The organism is Streptomyces sp. NPDC090499 (assembly GCF_044769305.1).
GTDB lineage: Bacteria > Actinomycetota > Actinomycetes > Streptomycetales > Streptomycetaceae > Streptomyces.
Genome location: NZ_JBIVXP010000004.1, coordinates 721,895 through 740,193, shown reverse-complemented (window position 1 = coordinate 740,193; position 18,299 = coordinate 721,895). Strand labels below are relative to the sequence as shown.

Genomic DNA, 18,299 nt, shown 5'->3' with positions numbered 1-18,299 from the left:
GAGTGTCCCGGGCCGGATTCGATCCGGCGCCCTCGCGGCGGTATGCCGGGGCGGTGGTGCGAGGGGTCAGACGGTGGTGACGATGAGCGCGGCGACCAGAAGCCACAGGTGATGGAAGGACTGGTCAAGGGCGTAGGCGCCGGTGCCGATGTGCGGGTTGTCGTCGTGGCCGGCGCGAGGGGTGCCGAGCTGGTGGAACTCGCCCTTGCCGGTGATCCGAGCCAGCCACGCCAGCGTGGTGCGCCGGTCGGCCCACCAGTGCGAGACCGCGTCGATACCGAGCCCGGCGACCAGGCCGGGCACCGACAGCCGCAGGTCCAGCAGCCAGGCGACCGAGAGCAGGACCGCGACCTTCGTAGCGGTCAGGGTGACGACGTGCCGGGTGACGGCGAGACGGCCCGACCAGCCGGGACGGCCCTTCGTCACGGACTGGCAGGAGGTCTGTACCCAGTGGTCACCCACGCTGTGAGCGACGTACAGGGCGACGAACACAGCGGCGAACGTGGCAGCGGCCATGAGCCGACTCCTTGTCGAGAGCGGGGCTCAGCGGTTGCGGACGCTGCCGGAGACGGTGTTCGCCGACACCCGCAGGTACCGGGCGCCGGAGATCCGGATGTCACCGGAGACGCTGTCCGCGCTCACGTACCCGGCCGCCGCGTCGGTGGCCTGCATCGTGATGTCACCGGAGGTGGTCCCCAGGGTCGCGGCCCGGCCGTCGTACAGCCCGACCCCGACGTCACCGGACACCGACCGCGCGTTGACCTGCTCGGTCACCCGGCCGACGTGGATGTCACCGGAGGTGGTGTTGGCCCGCAGCTCCCGGACCCCGTCGGCGTTCAGGTCGCCGGAGACGGAGCGGAACTCCATCCGGTCGACGTAGCCGAAGACGCCGGCGTCGGCGGCCTGCGAGACGACTGCGAGGGAGGAATGCGGGGGCAGTGCCACCGTGGCTTCGATGGGACTGACGGTCGCCATGCTGTTCGTCCCGCCGGAGACGATCCGGCCGTTGACGATGGTCATGGCGGTCACCGATCCGTAGACCGTGCCCACGTTCTGCACGATGCTGTTGCCGCGCCGGCTCTGCACCATCACGTTGCCGGGCATCTCCGGTACCTCGATGCCGAACACCTGCCCGTTCTGCGTGCTGCGGGCCCGGTTGATCGCGTCGGCCGCCGGGCCGGTGGTGTCGTCGGTGCGCAGCACCACGCGGGCGGTGGTCAGGCTATCGAGCACCTGAACCCGGACGCTGCCGACCGGCAGCGACAGGCCCAGCACGACGGGGCCGGACGACTCGGAGACAAAGGTGCGCTCGGTCATGGCAGCTCCTGATTTGGAGGGACTGGAAGCCGGAGCAGTGACAGGCGTTTGGTGAGACGGCGACTGCTCCGGAGAACCCGAGCCGCAAACTGCGGCGGGTGAGCGCCCCGGGCGGAATCCGATTCCGCGCCCTTCACGGCTGGCTACCGGGGCTGTGACCTGGCTTTACCGGTGCGCCGTTACCAAGGAGCACCGGCCCGAGCCGGGTAGTCGGACGCGTCATCGTCACTGCTCTGACGCCAGCAGGGCGGCATGCAACAGGTGGCACCCCGAAGGGGCGTTCTCCAGAGCTGGTGCAGGTGGCTGTGCCGCAGACGACTTCACCCAGTCGTCTCGGGGGCGGTCTTCTCATCCCGCCACGTGCGTTGGGGCCCCGCTGTACTTCCCCACACCCGGGATCGGGTGGCGCCTGCCAGGCGCGTAGGGGGAGAGCCTCGTCCATCGCGGCGGTTTGCCCCCGGACCCTCGCCCTAGGCACCTGCCGTGACCGCCGCTCTCGCGTCAGCCCCGCACGATCACTGTTCAATTCTCAAGGAACGGCCAGCAGGGGGCCCGTGGAGTGCGATCAAGTCGCCATCCGGGCCGCCGCGAGCGGCAGCCATACGGGCAATCCCGAACCGGTTTGGGCAGGTCAAGCACTTGCGAGTACCAGCCGGTGAGGCCCTTCCGGGCTCCCCGTGCTGACATGTAACAGCATGTACTAGCACGCACCATGGCGCAAGAGGGTGCGCGGGATTCGTGCTAGGTCGTACTAGGGGTGGGTACGCTCGATGGCGTGATGAGCGCTGAAATCTCGAAAGACGACCCAAGACCGGAGTCCGAGCAGGCGGCCGACATCCTGCGGCAAGAGATCCTGCGTGGCGACATCAAGCCGGGGGCCCATGTGGGCTCCGTGCGAGACTTGACCACGCGGTTCAAGATCTCGGGAATGACGGTGCAACGAGCCCTTGCGATCCTCCGTGAGGATGGGCTCATCCTGACTACGTCCCGCGGCAGCTACGCCCGCGATCCGCAGCAAGCCAGCGAAGCTGACGCGGGTGTCGACCTTCCCGAAGTCCTGCGGCAGCTCGAACATCTCACCTCCCAAGTCTCGGAGCTCCGTGGCAGGCTCGAAGCGCTCGAAAGCCGCTCCGTGCCGGGTGGTTCGTGATCTGCAACCAGCATGCGAGTAACGGAGGGTGTGACGTAAGTGACAGCCAGGGGACGGCAGAGCGGAGGTGGGGACATGTCCGGTGACACCCCCCTGTCACCTTCCCTGTCCCCCCGGCTCGCGCGCGAGACTCGGAGTAGGCACTCGGAGGAGGGCGCATGACCGACGACAGGCCCGCATGGGCGCGACGCATTGCGGCTGAACGGATGGCGCGCGACTGGTCGCAGCGTGACGCAGTCAGGGCACTGCGGGCGCACGCTCCCACGGAGCTGCCCGCGGAAGACAGCATGATTCGCCAGTGGAAGCGCTGGGAGTCAGGCCAGATGCCGAACGACTTCTACCAACCGATCATTGCGGCCCTTTTCGGCACCGTGACGCACGCGCTCTTCCCAGCGCCCTCACGGCGAGACGGGGACAGGGAGATCCTGGCAGCGTCCGGTATGGAGACGCTGGAGATCGTGAGCCGTCTCAACCGGTCCGACGTCGACAACTCCACTCTCGATGCTCTGCGGATCACGGCCGACCGACTCAGCTCGGAGTATCCGTTCATGCCGAGCGAGCAGCTCCTCATCGAAGGGCGCCAGTGGCTCCGCCGTGTCGTCGACCTGCATAAGAAGAGCCTCACGCTCGCGCAGCACCGCGAAGTTCTGGCACTGTCCGGTTGGCTCGCGCTCCTGGTGGGCTGTGTCGAGTACGACACGGGCGACCGGCACGCGGCCGAGTCGACGAGACAAGCCGCACTCTCCCTCGCGACCGAGGCAGACCATGCAGAGGTCGCCGGATGGGCCCACGAGATGCGGGCGTGGTTCGCCCTCACGACTGGCGACTACCGCGGCGTCATCGCGGCAGCGCGAGCCGGAGCCGAGACGGCGGCGCACCACGGCGTGGCCGTGCAGCTCGCTGCCCAGGAGGCCAAGGCATGGGCGCGGCTCGGAGACCGCCGGCAAGTCGAGGTCGCCTTGGACAAGGGGCGGCGAATGCTCGAAGGGATGCCGTACCCGGAGAACCTGGACAACCACTTCGTCGTGGACCCAGCCAAGTTCGACTTCTACGCGATGGACTGCTACCGCCTGGTCGGCGAGGACAAGCTCGCACGCACGCTCGCCGAAGAGGTGCTGAGGGCAGGAACCGACTTCGACGGCGTCGAGCGCTCGCCGATGCGCAACGCTGAGGCCCGCGTCACGCTCGGCGTCACGGCGGCACGTGAGGGCGACTTGGAGCAGGCGCTCATCATGGGTGAGCGGGCCCTCGAAGGTGACCGGCAGTCGGTGCCGTCGCTCATCATGACCAGCCGCGAACTCGCTGCCGAGATGAGGCGCCGATACAGCGCCGAGCCAGCGGCACAGGACTATCTTGGACGGCTTCACTCACTCGCCGAGCAGAAGCCCGGATTCATGCCCCGATGAGCGCTCTGCTGGTTGTGGCGAACCAGGAAACCACCGCAACACACAATTAGGTGGATCGACGCTAATGGGCACAACGCACCCGAGCCGATCAATTACGGCAGAACGCGACGAGATTAAGGAACGGCTGAACCTGATCGAGGATAAGGACAAGAGACTCGTCCCGGCTCCTCACGGCTCTCAATCCCGAGAGGATCAGTTCACTCCTTCGCGGGCTTCTTCTCGTCGACTCCGCGCACCTTCTTCGCTAGCTGCTGAATCCTTTCCAAGTCCACCTTTGCTACTTCGCCCATCAATTCTTGCTGACTTTCCTCCGTCTCGGCAAGGTTCGCGATAGAGACCATTTTCGCCCTATGCCTATCTTTCTGCCATTCCTTGAGACCTGCATCCATCGCATTGAGAACCGCAGATATCACGTAGGGCAAGAATAGGACCAGCCATGGCGCCGCGATGATGAACGCCTTGCCTGGCCAAATGGTCGGCCCCAGGCTGTATCCGATTGCCAGCGATCCAGAAGCAATACTCGCAGCACTGATATCAGATGCCGTGACCGCCGGTTTATGCGCCGACTTTTCTTCGACAGGTGCCGCCTCACCGCTCATCTTCGCCACCCCCCAGCGGGCGCGATTCACCCTGACCAGCGGACTCGGCACTACCGTCTTCCGGAACCGCATTCCCACTTTGATCGATGCCGTAATTTTCATTGTAGACGGCATTGATCCCTACGGAACTTCTACCGAAAGTCGGACTCGCAGTAAAAAATGGACGAGTGGACTTCGAATCTGCGGCGTCCTTCTCTTCCTTCTCGTATTTTTTCTTCCGCCGAAGGAAGCCCTTCACCAGCTCATACGCCATAGGGCCGACCGTTCCCGCGAGCGACGTCGCGATCAACCACCAGACATCTTCCATGACTACGAGCGTAGCCGAGATCCGTTCACATCAAACACAGAACGAGCAATCGGAAGTCGCTCGTCCAGTTATCGCTTCGAACATCTCGATCCGACACGATCCACGGCAATGCCCCCGTACGGAGCCGAAATCTCAACTCCGGTGTCGATCCACCTCATTGCCTCAATCACTGAAGAGCGCGGACCATCAGTCAGCGCGGAGCGCACATGAGGGGACTCTCATGATGTCGGCCCATGCTGCCAGCCGCGCTTCTCAGCCTTGTCACGCAAAGCGCTGGCACGCCTCTTCTGTTGCTTTGCGCTCGGTACCGCCTTGAAGTCGACGAACGCATGCCCCGGAGGGCGTTCCGCCCCATCGTCGACTTGAGAATCGTCTACCGCGTTGAGCCCCACCTCTTGCACCTCGGCAACCTCCACGCAGTAGACGCCGATCGACTTCAGCCCCACCACCTCAGTGTGGTGCTGATGGGCAGCTTCGGCAGTGACCACTGAGGCTCTCGTCACAGAGAGCTCACACGAGTCTTTAGGAGTGGGGCTGAAAAGTTGACTGGTAACTCGACCTTCATGGACCCAGATGGGATGAACTTGACGCCAGAGCTTCTCTTCTAGATCCGTTATCTCGAACTCACCAGGACGAAGGTTCGAGCCATCAGTCGGCATATTCAGTGATCCCCCCGATCACGAACTCTGTAATCTCGCTCAACTGGCGCCAGTGGAACGTCCGATCGCTCTCCCGATCGTCTTCTTTGGAGAACGCGTAAGCTTCCACCTTCTCATCTGACGTAACGGTCAACGTCACTTCACCCGCCGAATAGGGCCACTCCAGTTGTACGCCGCCATCCTCGGTCGGATAGATGTAAGGACGTTTAACCTGCTCGTCCAGGAACTCCAGTAGCAACGACTCCGCCGCACGGAGAACCTTGCGACTTACCTGCTGCCCCACCCCGTCCAGCCAACCAGCTTCGAGATCGTGCAGCTCAGCCAGACGCTCCGACCATCCAGGTGGAAGAACCGGCTCAATGGACAGGACGTCTTGAATTTCGATGATCTCTTCATTCATCGACTGAATGGCCACCGCGTTAATGGCAACAGTGGGCGCCATCGTTGAGAGATCAAGATACTGCTTTAGATCCGCAACGATATCGTCCGAAGAGAAGCGGCCAGGAACTACCTTATCACCCCGAGTCAGGCGGAATTCGAAAATACCCTTATCCGCACTAACCCCAACCACTTGCCCCGAGACTAGCGTTTCAATCTCAAACCTTTCGAGGCGCGCCTGTTCCTGAATCTGACGGCGAACGGGCTGCGAGTAAATGACAGCACTGGGAGTTCCGCTGTCGAATTCGATGAGCTCATCATCCCGCAGGCTTCTTCCGAAACGCGAGAACTCACGCAAAGCATGCGGCGGAAATGTTCGAGGAATGCCCGATCCATCCTGGATCGATCGAAGAGCGTCTTGAATAATCATCCGCGCCTCTTCGAAAATGCCCGCGTCGCGATCATCGAAGAGTGCATCAGCGTCGACTGCAGTCCTCTCCAGGACCGGAATTACGCTCCCTCTGCGGATATCTGAGAGCCGGAGCGAGAAGGAAGAAGCAAACCCCCTGGGGACACGTTGACGCGATGCGTGACGCTGCTTGTAGAGCCCCCGAGCGACGTCCACCACCAGGCGCTCATACCTGGCGAACTCCGCCAGGACCTCAACAGGCAGGCCCGGCTGCTCGTAGCGCCCGCCTTGCAAGCGCCATGATCCAAAAGCGCGACTGTCCGTCCCCATACCCCCACCCTACTGAGACAGCGCCAGAACCCCCTCATGTCGCACTCCAGCGCAGATCAATTTTGCTCTGTCGCCCCCTCAGAAGCAATCGAACAACATCTCACCTTGAAGCCTCTGGGCACGTGTTCCGTCTCTCCCAAGGGGTTGCCCACCGACGTCAGCTCCGTTTCCCGAGACCCGGCAACCCGCCGGACACGGTCCGAACGCTGCTCGATGGTTCGTCTACTACATGCCTGGGTGGCTCGGGAACCGCGGGCTTTTGCACAGCCTTCAGCGGTGGGAGAAGGAGCGGTTCACCGCCCTGTGGAGGTGCCACGACCTCGCCCGAGGCTGCGCAGGTTGCGACTTCCCCCGGCGGTTGATGTGAGTAGAGGCGGCCCGTCCGTGTGTTGACCTTGGTAGTCGCTCCGCAGTCGGCGCATTCGTGTCGGATCGCGTCCGGGTTACGCACTCTGTCCCCCTCCGAGTGGCCCTAGCTGCCGGCACGCGTAGCCCGGCTGGTTCTAATCGTGACCCACGCGTCCCCACCGCGGTAGACCACCGCGGGTCCTGACTGCTCAACCTTCACCGCAAGAGAGAAGAGACCGCACGGTCGCGCTGCGCTGACATGCGGGAATCGCGTCCTGTGGGGACATTCCCGGGGGACCAAACGGGGGGCCAAATGAGGTGGTCACCCTAAGACCGTCCCGGACGGTAGTGGACTGTGTCGGAGTCGAACGAGCAGGTCAGTAACCCCGAGGCAAGGTCACAAGGGGGTCTGATCGCGTTCGGGACGAAGAGGTCGTGGGTTCAAATCCCGCCACCCCGACGCCGTAGTACCAGGTCAGGGGCCTGATCCGCATCGCGGGTCAGGCCCCTGAGTCGTATGCGTGACTATCTGCGTGACTAAACCCAAGGCTTCGCCTTTCAAGCCGGCTGCGCTGCGCCGACGCGCGCCCACGTGGACGTGCCGGGTCATGAGTCGATCAACGTACAAAGGCGACCACGGTCAGAACCAGCCTCCGGCGGGGGCGCTCAGGCTCCGAGATGGCGGGGGCGCCGTTCGCGGGTGCCGGCGAGTCAGTGGCGTGCGCGGGGCGCTCCCATCCCGTCTGCCATCGCCCCAGGGAGAGCCGAGCAGACGGGATGGGAGCCGGGGCGGGTCGTGATTGAGGGGAGCGGGTGCCCAACAGGCGGTCAGCGAGCGCGTGTTGGGCGTGACTTCCTAGCGAGGGGGACTCTGGTCGGCGGCATGTCGGGTGCATGATGACCCAATGACTTCTTGGCTGAGCACTCGGAGCACGTGGTTACTGGTACTGCTCTTGTGGGCGATCACACTGACGGCCGCCCTGATCGGAATTGCGTTCGCCCGAGCCTTCCTTGAACACCCCCCTCTAAGGCCCTTCGCCTCTGAACTCCCTATGACAGTAGGCGGCACTTTCTTCGTCACCGTCGCCATGGCCAGGAGGTTGCGCCGTAGACGACGGCAGCAGGACCAATGAGGTGGAGCCGGTTGCCGTACAGCAGCGAAGTACAAACCGGTACGACCGCAGCGCGCCATCACTGCACGTACGCGGCTGGCTGGCCAGCAAGCCTCAGCGACCGCCGCGCTCGTGGTTCGCATCGAGGGGGCACGGCGTGGTCTGGGCCGCGCCACTCTCGTGCCAGGACGTACGGGGACTCACGGGGAACCGGGGTTCGCCGGAGCGACACCGCCGGCCAACACCCATGGCAGGGAATCCGCAGGTCACCCCGGTAGCCGACCAGCCTCGCTCCTAAAGCGGGTGTCGGGCCTATCGCCGGCGGCGGACGTACCAAGCCACGACCAGCACAACAAGGATGGCAACCACGAAAGCCCACACCGTCGTTGCGGTGCTGCGCGAGGTGTAGATCAGAGCAAGCATGCTCTGCCGGATACCCGGCGTGGGCAGCCGTAGCCCGTGTACTTCCTCCGGCGGCCTGCGACCACGGCTCCTCCTGCGAGACGCGGTGAGTGGACGTCAGCGGACCATCAGCTCATGATCCCAGGGGGCACGCCTCTTCCGTGCGACCCCGCTGAGCAGCGGGACCACGAGGTAGGCGTACAGACGGGACGGGCGCGCGGCAGTGAGCACGGCTTTCGCCTGGTCCAGGGTCAGTGCCTTGCTCGGCCGACCGGGCCCCCGGAGTGGTGACGAGCATCCCGCGCTGCGAGGAGTCGGCTCGCCTGCACGAACGCAGACGAGCCGAGGGCACACGCCGTACCCAGGCTGTCCTTGGCCTCGCCCGCCGCCACGTGCCCAGGGCGGGTGGCTCCACGGACCAGTACTTCCTGCCGCTCGCGCGGCCTGCCGGAGGGCATGGGGAGTCAGTGGGGGGATGGCCGCGGCGGACGCCGGCGGGGGAGCGTGGTGCGGGACTCCTCGGTCACGGAACTGGCCTGCCGCATCAGCGAAGTCCGTTCGGGCAGGCCGAGGTGTGGTGGGCAGGGATACGGTGCGGTCGCGGGTCGTGAGGACGGTGGAGCCCCGGGGCGATCGTGCCCCGGGGCTCCGTTGGTCAGCGCGTGGTTCAGCGGCGCGTCAGGGCCTGGCGCAGCACGTCGTACACGTAGGTGTTGGCGTGCTTGCCGGTGAAGCGGTCGGAGAGCGGGCCGGCCGCGGTCACGGGGACGTCCACACCGGTGTGGCCGGACGTGGTCCAGTCGATGTAGAAGCTCTTGTCGCTGCCGCGGATGCTGAACGGACCGTCCTCGGCGGAGATGCCGGTGCCGGACTCGTCGGCGGCGTCCGAGTCCTCGACGGCCAGGCCACCGGTCTCGTGGTCGCCGGTGACGACGAGCAGGGTGTCGGGGTGGGTGGCGACGTAGGCACGGGCCACGGCCACCGCCTTCTCCAGTTCCTGCATGGACTGCAGGACGCGGGTGCCGTTGTTCGCGTGGGCGAACTCGTCCACGCCCTCTTCCTCGACCATGAGGAAGAAGCCCTTCTTGTTCTTGTCCAGCGTGCTCAGGGCCTTGCTGGTCATGGTGGAGAGGCCGACCACCGGGCTGTACACGTCGCCCTGGCCCTCGGCGCGCTGCTGGAACATCTCCTCGTTGGCGAAGAGACCGAGGAGCTTGCCGCCCTTGGCGCGGCTGAGCTGGTCCGCGCTGGAGACGTAGGAGTAACCGGCCTTCTCGGCCTTGGCGATGAGGTTGCCCTTGGTGCCCTTGCTCGCCTCGGACGGGTCCTCGGCGGGCTGGTCCTTGAACGCGCCGGCGCTGCCCGCGGGCAGCCACCAGTCCTCGCCACCGCCCAGGATGACGTCGGGCTTGCTGACCTCGATGTACTGGCGGGCGATCTCGTCCTGCGCCGAGCGGTTGGCGGTGTTCGCGAAGAACGCCGCCGGCGACGCGTCGGTGACCTGCGCGGTGGTGACCAGGCCGGTGGCCTTGCCGGCCGCCTTGGCCTGCTGGCCGAGGGTGGCCAGCGGGTTGCCGTCCACGTCGACGCTGATCGCGCCGTTGTAGGTCTTCTCGCCCGTGGCCCACGCGGTCGCCGCGGCGGCCGAGTCGGTGACGACGGCCTTCGGGTCGTCCGGCTCGGTGGTCAGCTGGCCCGAGGTGGGGAGCTTGTCCATCGCGAGCTGGCCGCCCATGCCGGCCAGGTGCAGGCGGGCGGCCTGGCGCGTGGCGGCGCCCATGCCGTCGCCGTTGATGAAGATGACGTTCTTGGCGGTCGGGGTCTTCGCCGCGGCCTGCGGAGTCGAGGCCGACGCGCCCAGCGTCGGGTTGACCACCATCGTCACGACCGCAGCGGCGACCGCGGCGGCTGCGGGAGCGGCGAACCGCCGAGCCCTACGAACATCCAGGGACACAACGTCCTCCGTTACTGTTCTTGCCCATTGCTTGACCGCGAACATAAGTTCCCTTTGGAGGATCTTGACCAAGAGCAGATGACCGGTACACGACGAGATCGCCACCGGGAGGTAAAGGCGCAGGCCCCGCACTTGTTCGGACAGGTCACGCGAGGACGGACGACCCCGCATCCGGCCGGGCCCCCGCACCCGACGGCACTGTCACTCGAATGGCGGAGCGTGAGGTGCCACCCGGACGGGTGAAGATCAAGCTGGCTGGTGCCCCGACCGAGGCGCGGCGGGGCGCTCCTGCGCACAGTGCGACTCGGTGCCCCGGCGGCCCGGCGCCCCGGCGGCCCGGCGGCCCGGCGCCCCGGCGGCCCGGCGCCCCGGCGGCCCGGCGCCCCGGCGGCCCGGCGGCCGTCTGGGTCAGTGGGTGGGGAAGGTGCCGGAGTAGACGTCGGTACGGTTCTGCGGTGCGCCCGAGTTGGCCTCGGTGAGTACCGCCCGTACTCCCTTGCCGTCCGCCGCCAGGCCCTGGTAGTCGCCGAGGAAGTAGCCCCCGGCGAACGGCGCCTGCAGCCAGTCGAAGATCCGGGAGATCCGGCGTTCGGTCCGGAGCTTCGGGTCTCCGTGCCGCAGCGTGGCCAGTTGGTAGGCGGTGGGCAGGGTGGTGGTGTTGCCGGGCTCCAGGAAGCGCAGGTCGTAGTAGGTGAGCGCGACCGTGCCCCGCTCGTCGACCGCGATCGACGGTGAGAAGGCCGGCACGCCCTCGGGGCTGATCAGCTCCGGGGTCCCCCAGGTGCGTCCGCCGTCGGTGGACCGCACGAGCTGGACGGAGTCGAACTTTCCGGCCGAGAAGTCCGAGCCCTCGTAGGCCATGTACAGCGTGCCCGTCCTGGGGTCGACGGCCGGGCTCGGCAGGGTGGACCCGGCGCGCAGCGGTCTGGCGGGGTCGTTCGGGTCGACCTCCGGTACGGAGGTGTCCCGGGCCACGGTGACCGGGGCGCTCCAGGTCGCTCCGGCGTCGGTCGAGGTGACCATCTCGTAGCGGGCCTCGACGACGGTGCTCAGGTCGTCGGCGTAGGTGATCCGGTCGAAGAAGTCGTACAGGGTGCCGGTGCGGCGGTCGGCGACGATCAGATGGCCGATGGTCTGGGTGTTGGGCACGGAGCCGGTGTCGACGAACGGCCGGGCCCTGCTCCAGGTGCGGCCGCCGTTTCGGGTGACGGAGATGAAACCGGGACCGTCGAGGGAGCTGGGCCCCGGCGGGTCGTTGTCGAGGCGGTTCCAGACCTGGTAGGCGGTGCCCTTGCGGATCGGGTCGGCGGTCAGTGAGGGCTTGTCGTTGAAGAACGGCTGCTCGTCGACGTGCGTGGTGGTCAGGTTCCGCCAAGTGCGGCCGCCGTCACGGGACGTGACGGCCAGGAGGGCCGTGCGCGTGCTCTTCGTGAAGTCGACGCCCTCGCCGCCGGCGTAGACCGTGCCGTCCGGTCCGGTGCTCACCCAGGGGTCGGTGGCCCGTTCGTAGTCCGCGCCGCCGGGGGCGCACAGGCTGAACGGCAGCGTGCTCCGGTGGAAGGTGTGGCCGTCCGTGGTCCAGCCGGCCGCCAGGCCACGGGCGCCGCCGTCGTTCCAGCGGTCCTGCTGGAACACGGTGACCACGCGCCGGGAGTCGCGTGGATCGACGGACAGGTACGGCTCGACCTCGGTGCCCGGGTAGACGACGCTGTCGGGGGACCTCGCTCCGATGGTGCACTGCGCGTACGGGTCGCCGCGGGACACCTTGACCAGGGGTGCGCCGTCGGAGCTCCGGTCTGCCGCGGCGGGCGTCGCGCCGGTGGCCGTGACCAGCAGGAGCGCGGCGGCGGTGGCAGCGGTCAGGGGCAGCGGGAAGACGCGCATGCGTGATCTCCTCCGGGCCTGTCGGCCGGGGTGCGGGACCGCCGTCATCGGGGCGGACTGGGGCACGGAGGCGTACCGGAACGCGAGGGTGGGGGCGACTCCGCTCGGTCCTCATCGGCGTTGCGGCCGGTGTCCTTGATGGGCCGAACGACGGAGTCGTCCCCGGGGTTGCCGAGGGGCACGGCGGAGCCGACCGGCGGGTGCACCGTGCCGGTCGGCTCCCTGGGTTGTGCTGTTACGGCGCCGTCTCCTCGTAGGTCCACGGGGGTCCACAGAGCGGGCCGTGCGCCGCGTGCCGCGTGCCGGTCGCCCGGCCGTGCGGCGACCGGTCAGGTGATCGTCTGTGTGGTCCCGTCGGGCAGCTCGCAGACGTAGCCGGCGTAGGCGCGTGCAACGATCCGTCCGTCGGCGGCCGTGCAGTCGTCTCTGGAGATGTTCGGAGACGAGGCGGGCCCGGCGCCGACAGCGCCGACGGCGCTCACACCGACCAGGGTTGCCGCGGCCAGGACGAGGCCCAGGATTCTGCGTACGCGCATGACTTCCTCCTTCTCTCAGGCGCCTTCGTTCGGCCTTCGGGAAGGACAAGTCTCAGGACGACGGCGCCCTCTTCCTCAGCATGGGCGTTCCGCATGAGGCTCGCGAGGCGGAGCGAAGCGGGGCTGAGCAGGACTGGGCGGGCGGCCAGGAGGGGCTGGGCCGGGCGCCGTGTGCGGGCCGTACCTGCCTGCGGCGGCTGCGTCGACGGTGCCGGCGGGCGGCTGCCGTGTGCGGGCCGTACCTGCCTGCGGCGGCTGCGTCGACGGTGCCGGTGGGCGGCTGCCGTGCGCGGTGTTCTAACGCGGCTCGTGGGCGGCCGCCCGGCAGGCACCGGTCGCTGCGCCGCCCGCCACTCCGGCCCCGGTCAGCCCGGTCACACAACTCTGCAGGTCTCCGACCACGCCGCGGCCGCAGGCCGCCGTGACGGAGTCGGAAGCGGTGGCACCGGCCAGTTCGGCCATCTTCGTGCAGGCGGGGATGTCCGCCCGGGCCGCGGGAGCGGCGAGGACCGCACCACCGAAGATGAGGGCCAGGCCGGTGAGGGCACCGGCGATACGGGTCGACGTGTGCATGGGATGCACCTGCCTTCCGGGACGGGTCGGCCGCGCGGTCCTGGTCCCGGCGGGCCGGATCCACGCGGTGGGGCCGCCTGACGCCGCTCGGTGCGAGGTGCCCTCCGGCCGGCGGGCCGACAGGGCCCGGACCGGACGGCAGGCACGCGGACCTCCGCTCGCGGGCCCCTCACTCCAGCGTCGCATCCTCTCCGCCGCCCGTCCTGGGCATCCGGGAGCGGCCGCGCCGAGCCGGACCGCCCAGCGTCCCGCCCGGCCTGTGCCCGGGAGCGGTGGGGGGTGCCGAGTCCCAGTTCGTCGGTAGGGGGGGGTGCCTGCGTTCCGGAGCCATGGGCCGCGCCAGACCCGTGGCGCAGGTGCCCCCCGAGCCCCGCGCAACCAGGCGTCCTACTTGCTGACGGCGAAACGCATCAGGGCGTGTTCGTCCCCCTGCTTGATCTTTCCCGTCACGTTGATCACCTCGAGTTTCCAACTGGTGCCGACCCGCTGCGCCTTGGCCACGGCGCATCCGTTGTCCTGGGTGAGCAGGCTCGGCCAGATGTCGGCGACCTGCTGGGAGCTGCCACCGGTCGAGTCGTAGACCTTGAAGCTGATGTTGCGCGCCTTCTGGAAGGAACTGCCCTTCTTGTACGCGGCGGCCACGAACACTATCGATGTGATGTTGGGCGGGATCCGGGCGAACTCGACGGTCACCGTCTCGTCGTCGCCGTCCCCGCGCCCGGTCTGGTTGTCGCCGCTGTGGACCATCGCGCCGTTGCCCATGGGGTCGAGCGAGTCGAGACCCGCCAGGCGCACCGGGTCGGCGCCCTGCATGGCGATGGCGATCAGATCGAGGTCGGTGCCGCTCTGGCGGCGCAGTTTGCCCAGCACGCCGCCGCTGCTGCCGGCCGTGGGATCCCAGGAGACCCCGATGGACAGGTGGGTCACCCCGTCCAGGTCCGCCGGTCCGTCTTCCTTCGTGAGTGTGATCATGTTTGGCTCATTCTCGTCGCAGAGGGACTTCAACACGCAGAGTCTGCCTGGCACCTTCGCGGTTCCACATGACGGGGCCATGAGCACGCTTTGAACACAGTCGCACCCATATCGCCGCGAGCGCGGTGCGAGAGCGGTGCGGCCGGGCGGCAGAACCAGCCGGGGAGCCGGTGGCCCGCCGGTAGAGTGAGGAAGCTGCGGCATCCCACCAACACCCGTTGCCCTAGAGGGACATGGCCGACAGCGGTCGAGTCGTCTCGCGGTGTGAGGGTGAAGCAACAGGTGCTGATAGCGGGCCGGTACCGGCTGGAGACCGCCATCGGGCGAGGCGCGATGGGAGAGGTCTGGCGGGCGTACGACGAGATGCGCGGCAGACCGGTGGCGGTCAAGCTGCTGCTCACCCAGAACACCGATCCCACCGCCGCCGCCCGCTTCCGCCTGGAGGCCCAGACCGCGGGCCGGCTCCGGCACCCGCACGTGGTCGGCGTCGTCGACTTCGGCGAGCAGGACGGCCGTCTGTTCCTGGTGATGGAGCTGGTCGAGGGCGACAGCCTCCAGCGCGTGCTCGCCCAGGCGGGATCCCTGCCGGCCGAGGAGGTCGCCCGGATCGCCGCCCAGGCGGCCGCCGGGCTGGCCGTCGCACACGAACAGGGCATCGTGCACCGGGACATCAAACCCGGCAACCTTCTCCTCGACGCCGTCGGATCCGTGAAGATCGGTGACTTCGGCATAGCCCGCTTCATGGACGACCCGGCCGGCGGGCTCACCGCGACCGGTCAGATCGTCGGGACCAGCCTGTACATCGCCCCCGAGCGTGCCCTGGGCCAGCCCGCCGGACCGCCGTCCGACGTCTACTCGCTGGGCTGTGTGCTCTACCAGCTGCTCACCGGACGGGTGCCGTTCCAAGCCGAGAGCGCCATCGCCGTCCTCCACCACCACCTCGACACGCCCCCCGTGCCGCCGCGCGAGCTGGGCATCGGGCTGCCGCCCGCCTTCGAGAACTACCTGCTCGGTCTCCTCGCCAAGCGGCCCGAGGACCGCCCCACGGCGCGCCGGACGGCCGAGTGGTTCGCCTCGGGCTCCTGGAGAGGACGCCCCGAACCCCTCCCGGCAGCCGCACCGCGGCCCGGACCGGAGCCGCGTCCGAGCACCCTGGCGGCGTTCCCGGGGACCCGGTCCGGGACGCACGGGGCCCCCGGCTCCGTCACCACCTATGCCTTCCCGTCCGCCGCGGGCACCGCTCCGGCCCACCGGGGCCGGCGCCGACAGCGGGCAGGCGGCAGCGCCCTGTCCACCCGCCGGTCGAGGACGCTGACCGCCCTCGCCGCCGTGGTGATCTTCCTCGGGGCGCTGCTGCTCGGCATCGCATGGTTCTCCCCCGACCGGAGCTCGGCCGACACCCCACCGGCGGACCAGACGCACAGCGCGAGCCCGGCCCCGCAGCCCCGGGCAGGCAGGACCGACGGCCCGAACGGGCAGCCGGACGCCCCGAAGGAGAAGAACGAGCACGGCGACGACGAGGGCTGAACCCGCGTCACATCGATCGCCGGACGCCTTGGCGACCGCCACCGCAGTCCGGTGGCGGCGGCGTCAGCGAGCCGGCAGACGGCCGGTACGGCGACGACGGGACGCCGTGGCCCATGTGCCCACGCCGACAGGCCGCTTGGGCGGGGAGGATGCCGGGCCGTCTCAGGCCGCCGCGACGACGGCCGGGTCCGGTCCGCGTGCGCGGAGCCGACTGCGTCGCGACAGCGGCCGTTCGACGAGGGCGTACGAGGCGAGGGCCGCGAGGAGCGTCACCGCGAGGCCCGCGGAGAGCAGCCGCCCACCGCGCACCCCGAGGTCGGAGAGCAGCCGGAGGACGGGGTAGTGCCACAGGTACATCCCGTAGCTCAGGTTGCGCCCGACCCAGGCCGGCACCGCCGACGACAGCAGGCGGGAGAGCCATGACCGCGGGCACAGTTCCAGGGCGGCCACCACGCAGGCCGACAGCACCGCGGCGGCCAGGAAGCCGACCGTGTACCAGACGGGATTCCAGCCGCTCGCCCCGGTGATCGGGATCTGCCGGACGATCAGTGCCAGCAGCGCGAGCGCGGGCCAGCACAGCCGTCCCGCCCACCGGCGCAGCACCGCCAGGCGGGGGTCGTCGGCACGCAGCCGGGCCAGGACGAGGGCCAGCAGAGCGCCGACGAGCAGCTGGTCGGCGCGGGTGTCGGGCCCGTTGTAGATGCGGTGGGCCGCCGTGGGGTCCCAGAGCACCGTCCGCCAGATCACCGGCAGCACGCAGAGCACCGCCACGCAGCACAGCACCGCCCGTGCGCGCCCGCGCCGCAGCAGAACCAGCAGCAGAAGCGGCCAGGCCAGGTAGAACTGCTCCTCCACCCCGAGGGACCAAGTGTGGCCGAACGGCGCGGTGAGACCCGAGTACGCCCCGGGCTCCCCGGCCCGTACGAGATTGACCGCCGACCCCGCGGCGAGCGCGACCGCCATCCACACCCCGCGGAACAACGGCAGTGCGAACGCCACGGCCAGCACGGCGGTGACCGCGCACATCACCAGCAGGGCCGGCACCAGCCGCACCCACCGCCGCCGGTAGAACGACCACAGCCCGATGCGGCCGGTACGGGCGTACTCCGCTACCAGCAGCCGGGTGATGACGAAACCGCTGATCGTGAAGAACACGTCCACGCCCACCGAGCCGCCGGGCAGCGGGTCGGGCAGCACGTGGTACACGATCACCAGCACCACCGCGACGGTACGCAGTCCGTCCAGCCCCGCCACCCGCCCACCGCCACGCAGCGCCGCCGAGAAGCCCCGCCCGTCACCTCTTCCGCGTTCCGCCGCCGGGGAGACCTGCGGAGAGGCCGGAGGCGAGACCGGAGGGGAGACCGCCGGAGAGCCCGGCGGAGAGGCCGCCCGCGCGTCCGGGCCCGGCTCCGTGGCCTCCGTGGTCGTGCTCCGATAGAGGGTGCTCATGACGGCTGCGTCTGCCCGCGCGCCGCAGGATCACACGGAATCGCCCCGCCCCTCCCCGGCCGCGTGACGGATCCCACGGTTGAGCAACCCATGTGCCGGGTGCGCTGCCCCGGCCTTGCCCAGGTCCCGCGGCTGCCGGCGATCGAGGCCAACGCCCGCCGCCCGCCGCCCGCCGCCCGCAAGGAGAGCTTGCGGCACGTTGCCGAGAGCCAGAGGGAAGCCGACCACCACGGCTGCTTCAGGGAACGGGGTCGATCAGTCCGGCGTCCGCAGTGTCCGTCGGAGCGTCTCGAAGGCGGTGGGACGCGGTCGGTCCGGCAGGAAGCGGTGGATGCGAAGAGCGCATTCCCGCGGGCTGTGAAGGCTGGTGTCGACGTCGATGTCATGCAGTTCGTGGGAGTGCACCTGGCCGTACTGCATGGCGGCCAGTCCCCGCTGCCGGTCGCCGCGCTCGATCTCGCGGCGTTCCAGCTCGGCCGGCGGACAGCGGACGCCGACCAGCAGGGTGTCTTCGGGCACGAGCAGGTCCAGGAGGTCCAGTAGCCGCCAGCGACGGCTGAACAGGTAGTCGACGACGACGTTGTTGCCGCCTGCGGCCATGCCGGCGACGGCGCGGTGGAAGCCCTTTACGGTGCGGTCGATCTCGGCCTGGAGATCATCGTCCGCTATCTCACGCTTGCAGCGCATGGCGTGGAAGGCGTCCACCGGGAGGTGGAACCACGTCCCGTCGAGGATGTCGAGAAGTTCCCGGGCGATGCTGGTCTTGCCGGAGCTGGACGGGCCGTTGAGCAGGATGACCTTGCCGCCGACCGGGGTGTCGGGGATGCGCGCGTGGGCCGGGTCCGCCGTTTGCGCGCCCGCCTCGGTTGCCATGGTGCCGTCCTTCCGCCCGGCGGCCTGACAGCCGCGACGCTGAGCTGCATGTGCTGCCGTGATCATCCCAGGCGGGACACGCGCAACCACACGCAGGCCGTTCCCGCCGGGGCG

General features: G+C 68.6%; 16 protein-coding genes. 3 read left to right on the top strand and 13 right to left on the bottom strand.

Annotated features, from left to right (window positions below; all coding sequences use genetic code 11):
* Nucleotides 1-66: 66 nt before the first annotated feature.
* Nucleotides 67-516: a transcriptional regulator gene (locus ACIQVL_RS19045; RefSeq protein ID WP_403475877.1), complete on the bottom strand. Its 450-nt coding sequence runs from the start codon at nt 514-516 to the stop codon at nt 67-69.
* Nucleotides 517-543: 27 nt separating this feature from the next.
* The gene (locus ACIQVL_RS19040) at nt 544-1,317 is read right to left on the bottom strand and encodes a DUF4097 family beta strand repeat-containing protein (protein WP_403475876.1); all 774 of its coding nucleotides are present in this window, start codon (nt 1,315-1,317) and stop codon (nt 544-546) included.
* A gap of 778 nt (nt 1,318-2,095) precedes the next feature.
* On the opposite strand from ACIQVL_RS19040, the gene ACIQVL_RS19035 reads away from it, so the two are divergent.
* Together ACIQVL_RS19035 and ACIQVL_RS19030 are read left to right on the top strand one after the other, a co-directional pair.
* Entirely contained in the window at nt 2,096-2,467 is a 372-nt protein-coding gene (locus ACIQVL_RS19035; protein ID WP_403475875.1) for a GntR family transcriptional regulator, read from the top strand.
* A 158-nt stretch (nt 2,468-2,625) separates the two neighbouring features.
* Nucleotides 2,626-3,873: an XRE family transcriptional regulator gene (locus tag ACIQVL_RS19030; RefSeq protein ID WP_403475874.1), complete on the top strand. Its 1,248-nt coding sequence runs from the start codon at nt 2,626-2,628 to the stop codon at nt 3,871-3,873.
* A gap of 197 nt (nt 3,874-4,070) precedes the next feature.
* Here the strand turns inward: ACIQVL_RS19030 and ACIQVL_RS19025 are convergent, their stop codons facing one another.
* The 9 genes from ACIQVL_RS19025 to ACIQVL_RS18985 form a co-directional block, all read right to left on the bottom strand.
* Nucleotides 4,071-4,472: a hypothetical protein gene (locus ACIQVL_RS19025; RefSeq protein WP_403475873.1), complete on the bottom strand. Its 402-nt coding sequence runs from the start codon at nt 4,470-4,472 to the stop codon at nt 4,071-4,073.
* Nucleotides 4,462-4,779 carry a hypothetical protein gene (locus ACIQVL_RS19020; protein WP_403475872.1) on the bottom strand — a complete coding sequence of 106 codons (318 nt, stop codon included), beginning with the start codon at nt 4,777-4,779 and terminating at the stop codon, nt 4,462-4,464. Before ACIQVL_RS19020 ends, ACIQVL_RS19025 begins: the two co-directional genes overlap by 11 nt.
* 218 nt (nt 4,780-4,997) lie before the next feature.
* Entirely contained in the window at nt 4,998-5,267 is a 270-nt protein-coding gene (locus ACIQVL_RS19015) for a hypothetical protein (protein WP_403475871.1), read from the bottom strand.
* Between the two features lie 160 nt (nt 5,268-5,427).
* Nucleotides 5,428-6,555 carry a hypothetical protein gene (locus ACIQVL_RS19010; protein ID WP_403475870.1) on the bottom strand — a complete coding sequence of 376 codons (1,128 nt, stop codon included), beginning with the start codon at nt 6,553-6,555 and terminating at the stop codon, nt 5,428-5,430.
* A gap of 2,529 nt (nt 6,556-9,084) precedes the next feature.
* Nucleotides 9,085-10,296: an alkaline phosphatase gene (locus ACIQVL_RS19005; protein ID WP_403475923.1), complete on the bottom strand. Its 1,212-nt coding sequence runs from the start codon at nt 10,294-10,296 to the stop codon at nt 9,085-9,087.
* A gap of 483 nt (nt 10,297-10,779) precedes the next feature.
* Nucleotides 10,780-12,255: a sialidase family protein gene (locus ACIQVL_RS19000; protein ID WP_403475869.1), complete on the bottom strand. Its 1,476-nt coding sequence runs from the start codon at nt 12,253-12,255 to the stop codon at nt 10,780-10,782.
* A gap of 329 nt (nt 12,256-12,584) precedes the next feature.
* Nucleotides 12,585-12,791, bottom strand: a complete 207-nt coding sequence (locus tag ACIQVL_RS18995; RefSeq protein WP_403440010.1) for a hypothetical protein — start codon at nt 12,789-12,791, stop codon at nt 12,585-12,587.
* 297 nt (nt 12,792-13,088) lie between these two features.
* Nucleotides 13,089-13,364, bottom strand: a complete 276-nt coding sequence (locus ACIQVL_RS18990) for a hypothetical protein (protein WP_403475868.1) — start codon at nt 13,362-13,364, stop codon at nt 13,089-13,091.
* Nucleotides 13,365-13,751: 387 nt separating this feature from the next.
* Nucleotides 13,752-14,336, bottom strand: coding sequence for a TerD family protein (locus tag ACIQVL_RS18985; protein ID WP_403475867.1), 585 nt, complete (start codon nt 14,334-14,336; stop codon nt 13,752-13,754).
* Between the two features lie 282 nt (nt 14,337-14,618).
* On the opposite strand from ACIQVL_RS18985, the gene ACIQVL_RS18980 reads away from it, so the two are divergent.
* Nucleotides 14,619-15,863 carry a serine/threonine-protein kinase gene (locus tag ACIQVL_RS18980; protein WP_403475922.1) on the top strand — a complete coding sequence of 415 codons (1,245 nt, stop codon included), beginning with the start codon at nt 14,619-14,621 and terminating at the stop codon, nt 15,861-15,863.
* A gap of 162 nt (nt 15,864-16,025) precedes the next feature.
* Here ACIQVL_RS18980 and ACIQVL_RS18975 read toward each other — a convergent pair whose 3' ends face one another.
* Both ACIQVL_RS18975 and ACIQVL_RS18970 read right to left on the bottom strand, forming a co-directional pair.
* Nucleotides 16,026-17,312 carry an acyltransferase family protein gene (locus ACIQVL_RS18975; protein WP_403475866.1) on the bottom strand — a complete coding sequence of 429 codons (1,287 nt, stop codon included), beginning with the start codon at nt 17,310-17,312 and terminating at the stop codon, nt 16,026-16,028.
* A 255-nt stretch (nt 17,313-17,567) separates the two neighbouring features.
* Entirely contained in the window at nt 17,568-18,185 is a 618-nt protein-coding gene (locus ACIQVL_RS18970) for an AAA family ATPase (RefSeq protein WP_403475865.1), read from the bottom strand.
* Nucleotides 18,186-18,299: the final 114 nt, after the last annotated feature.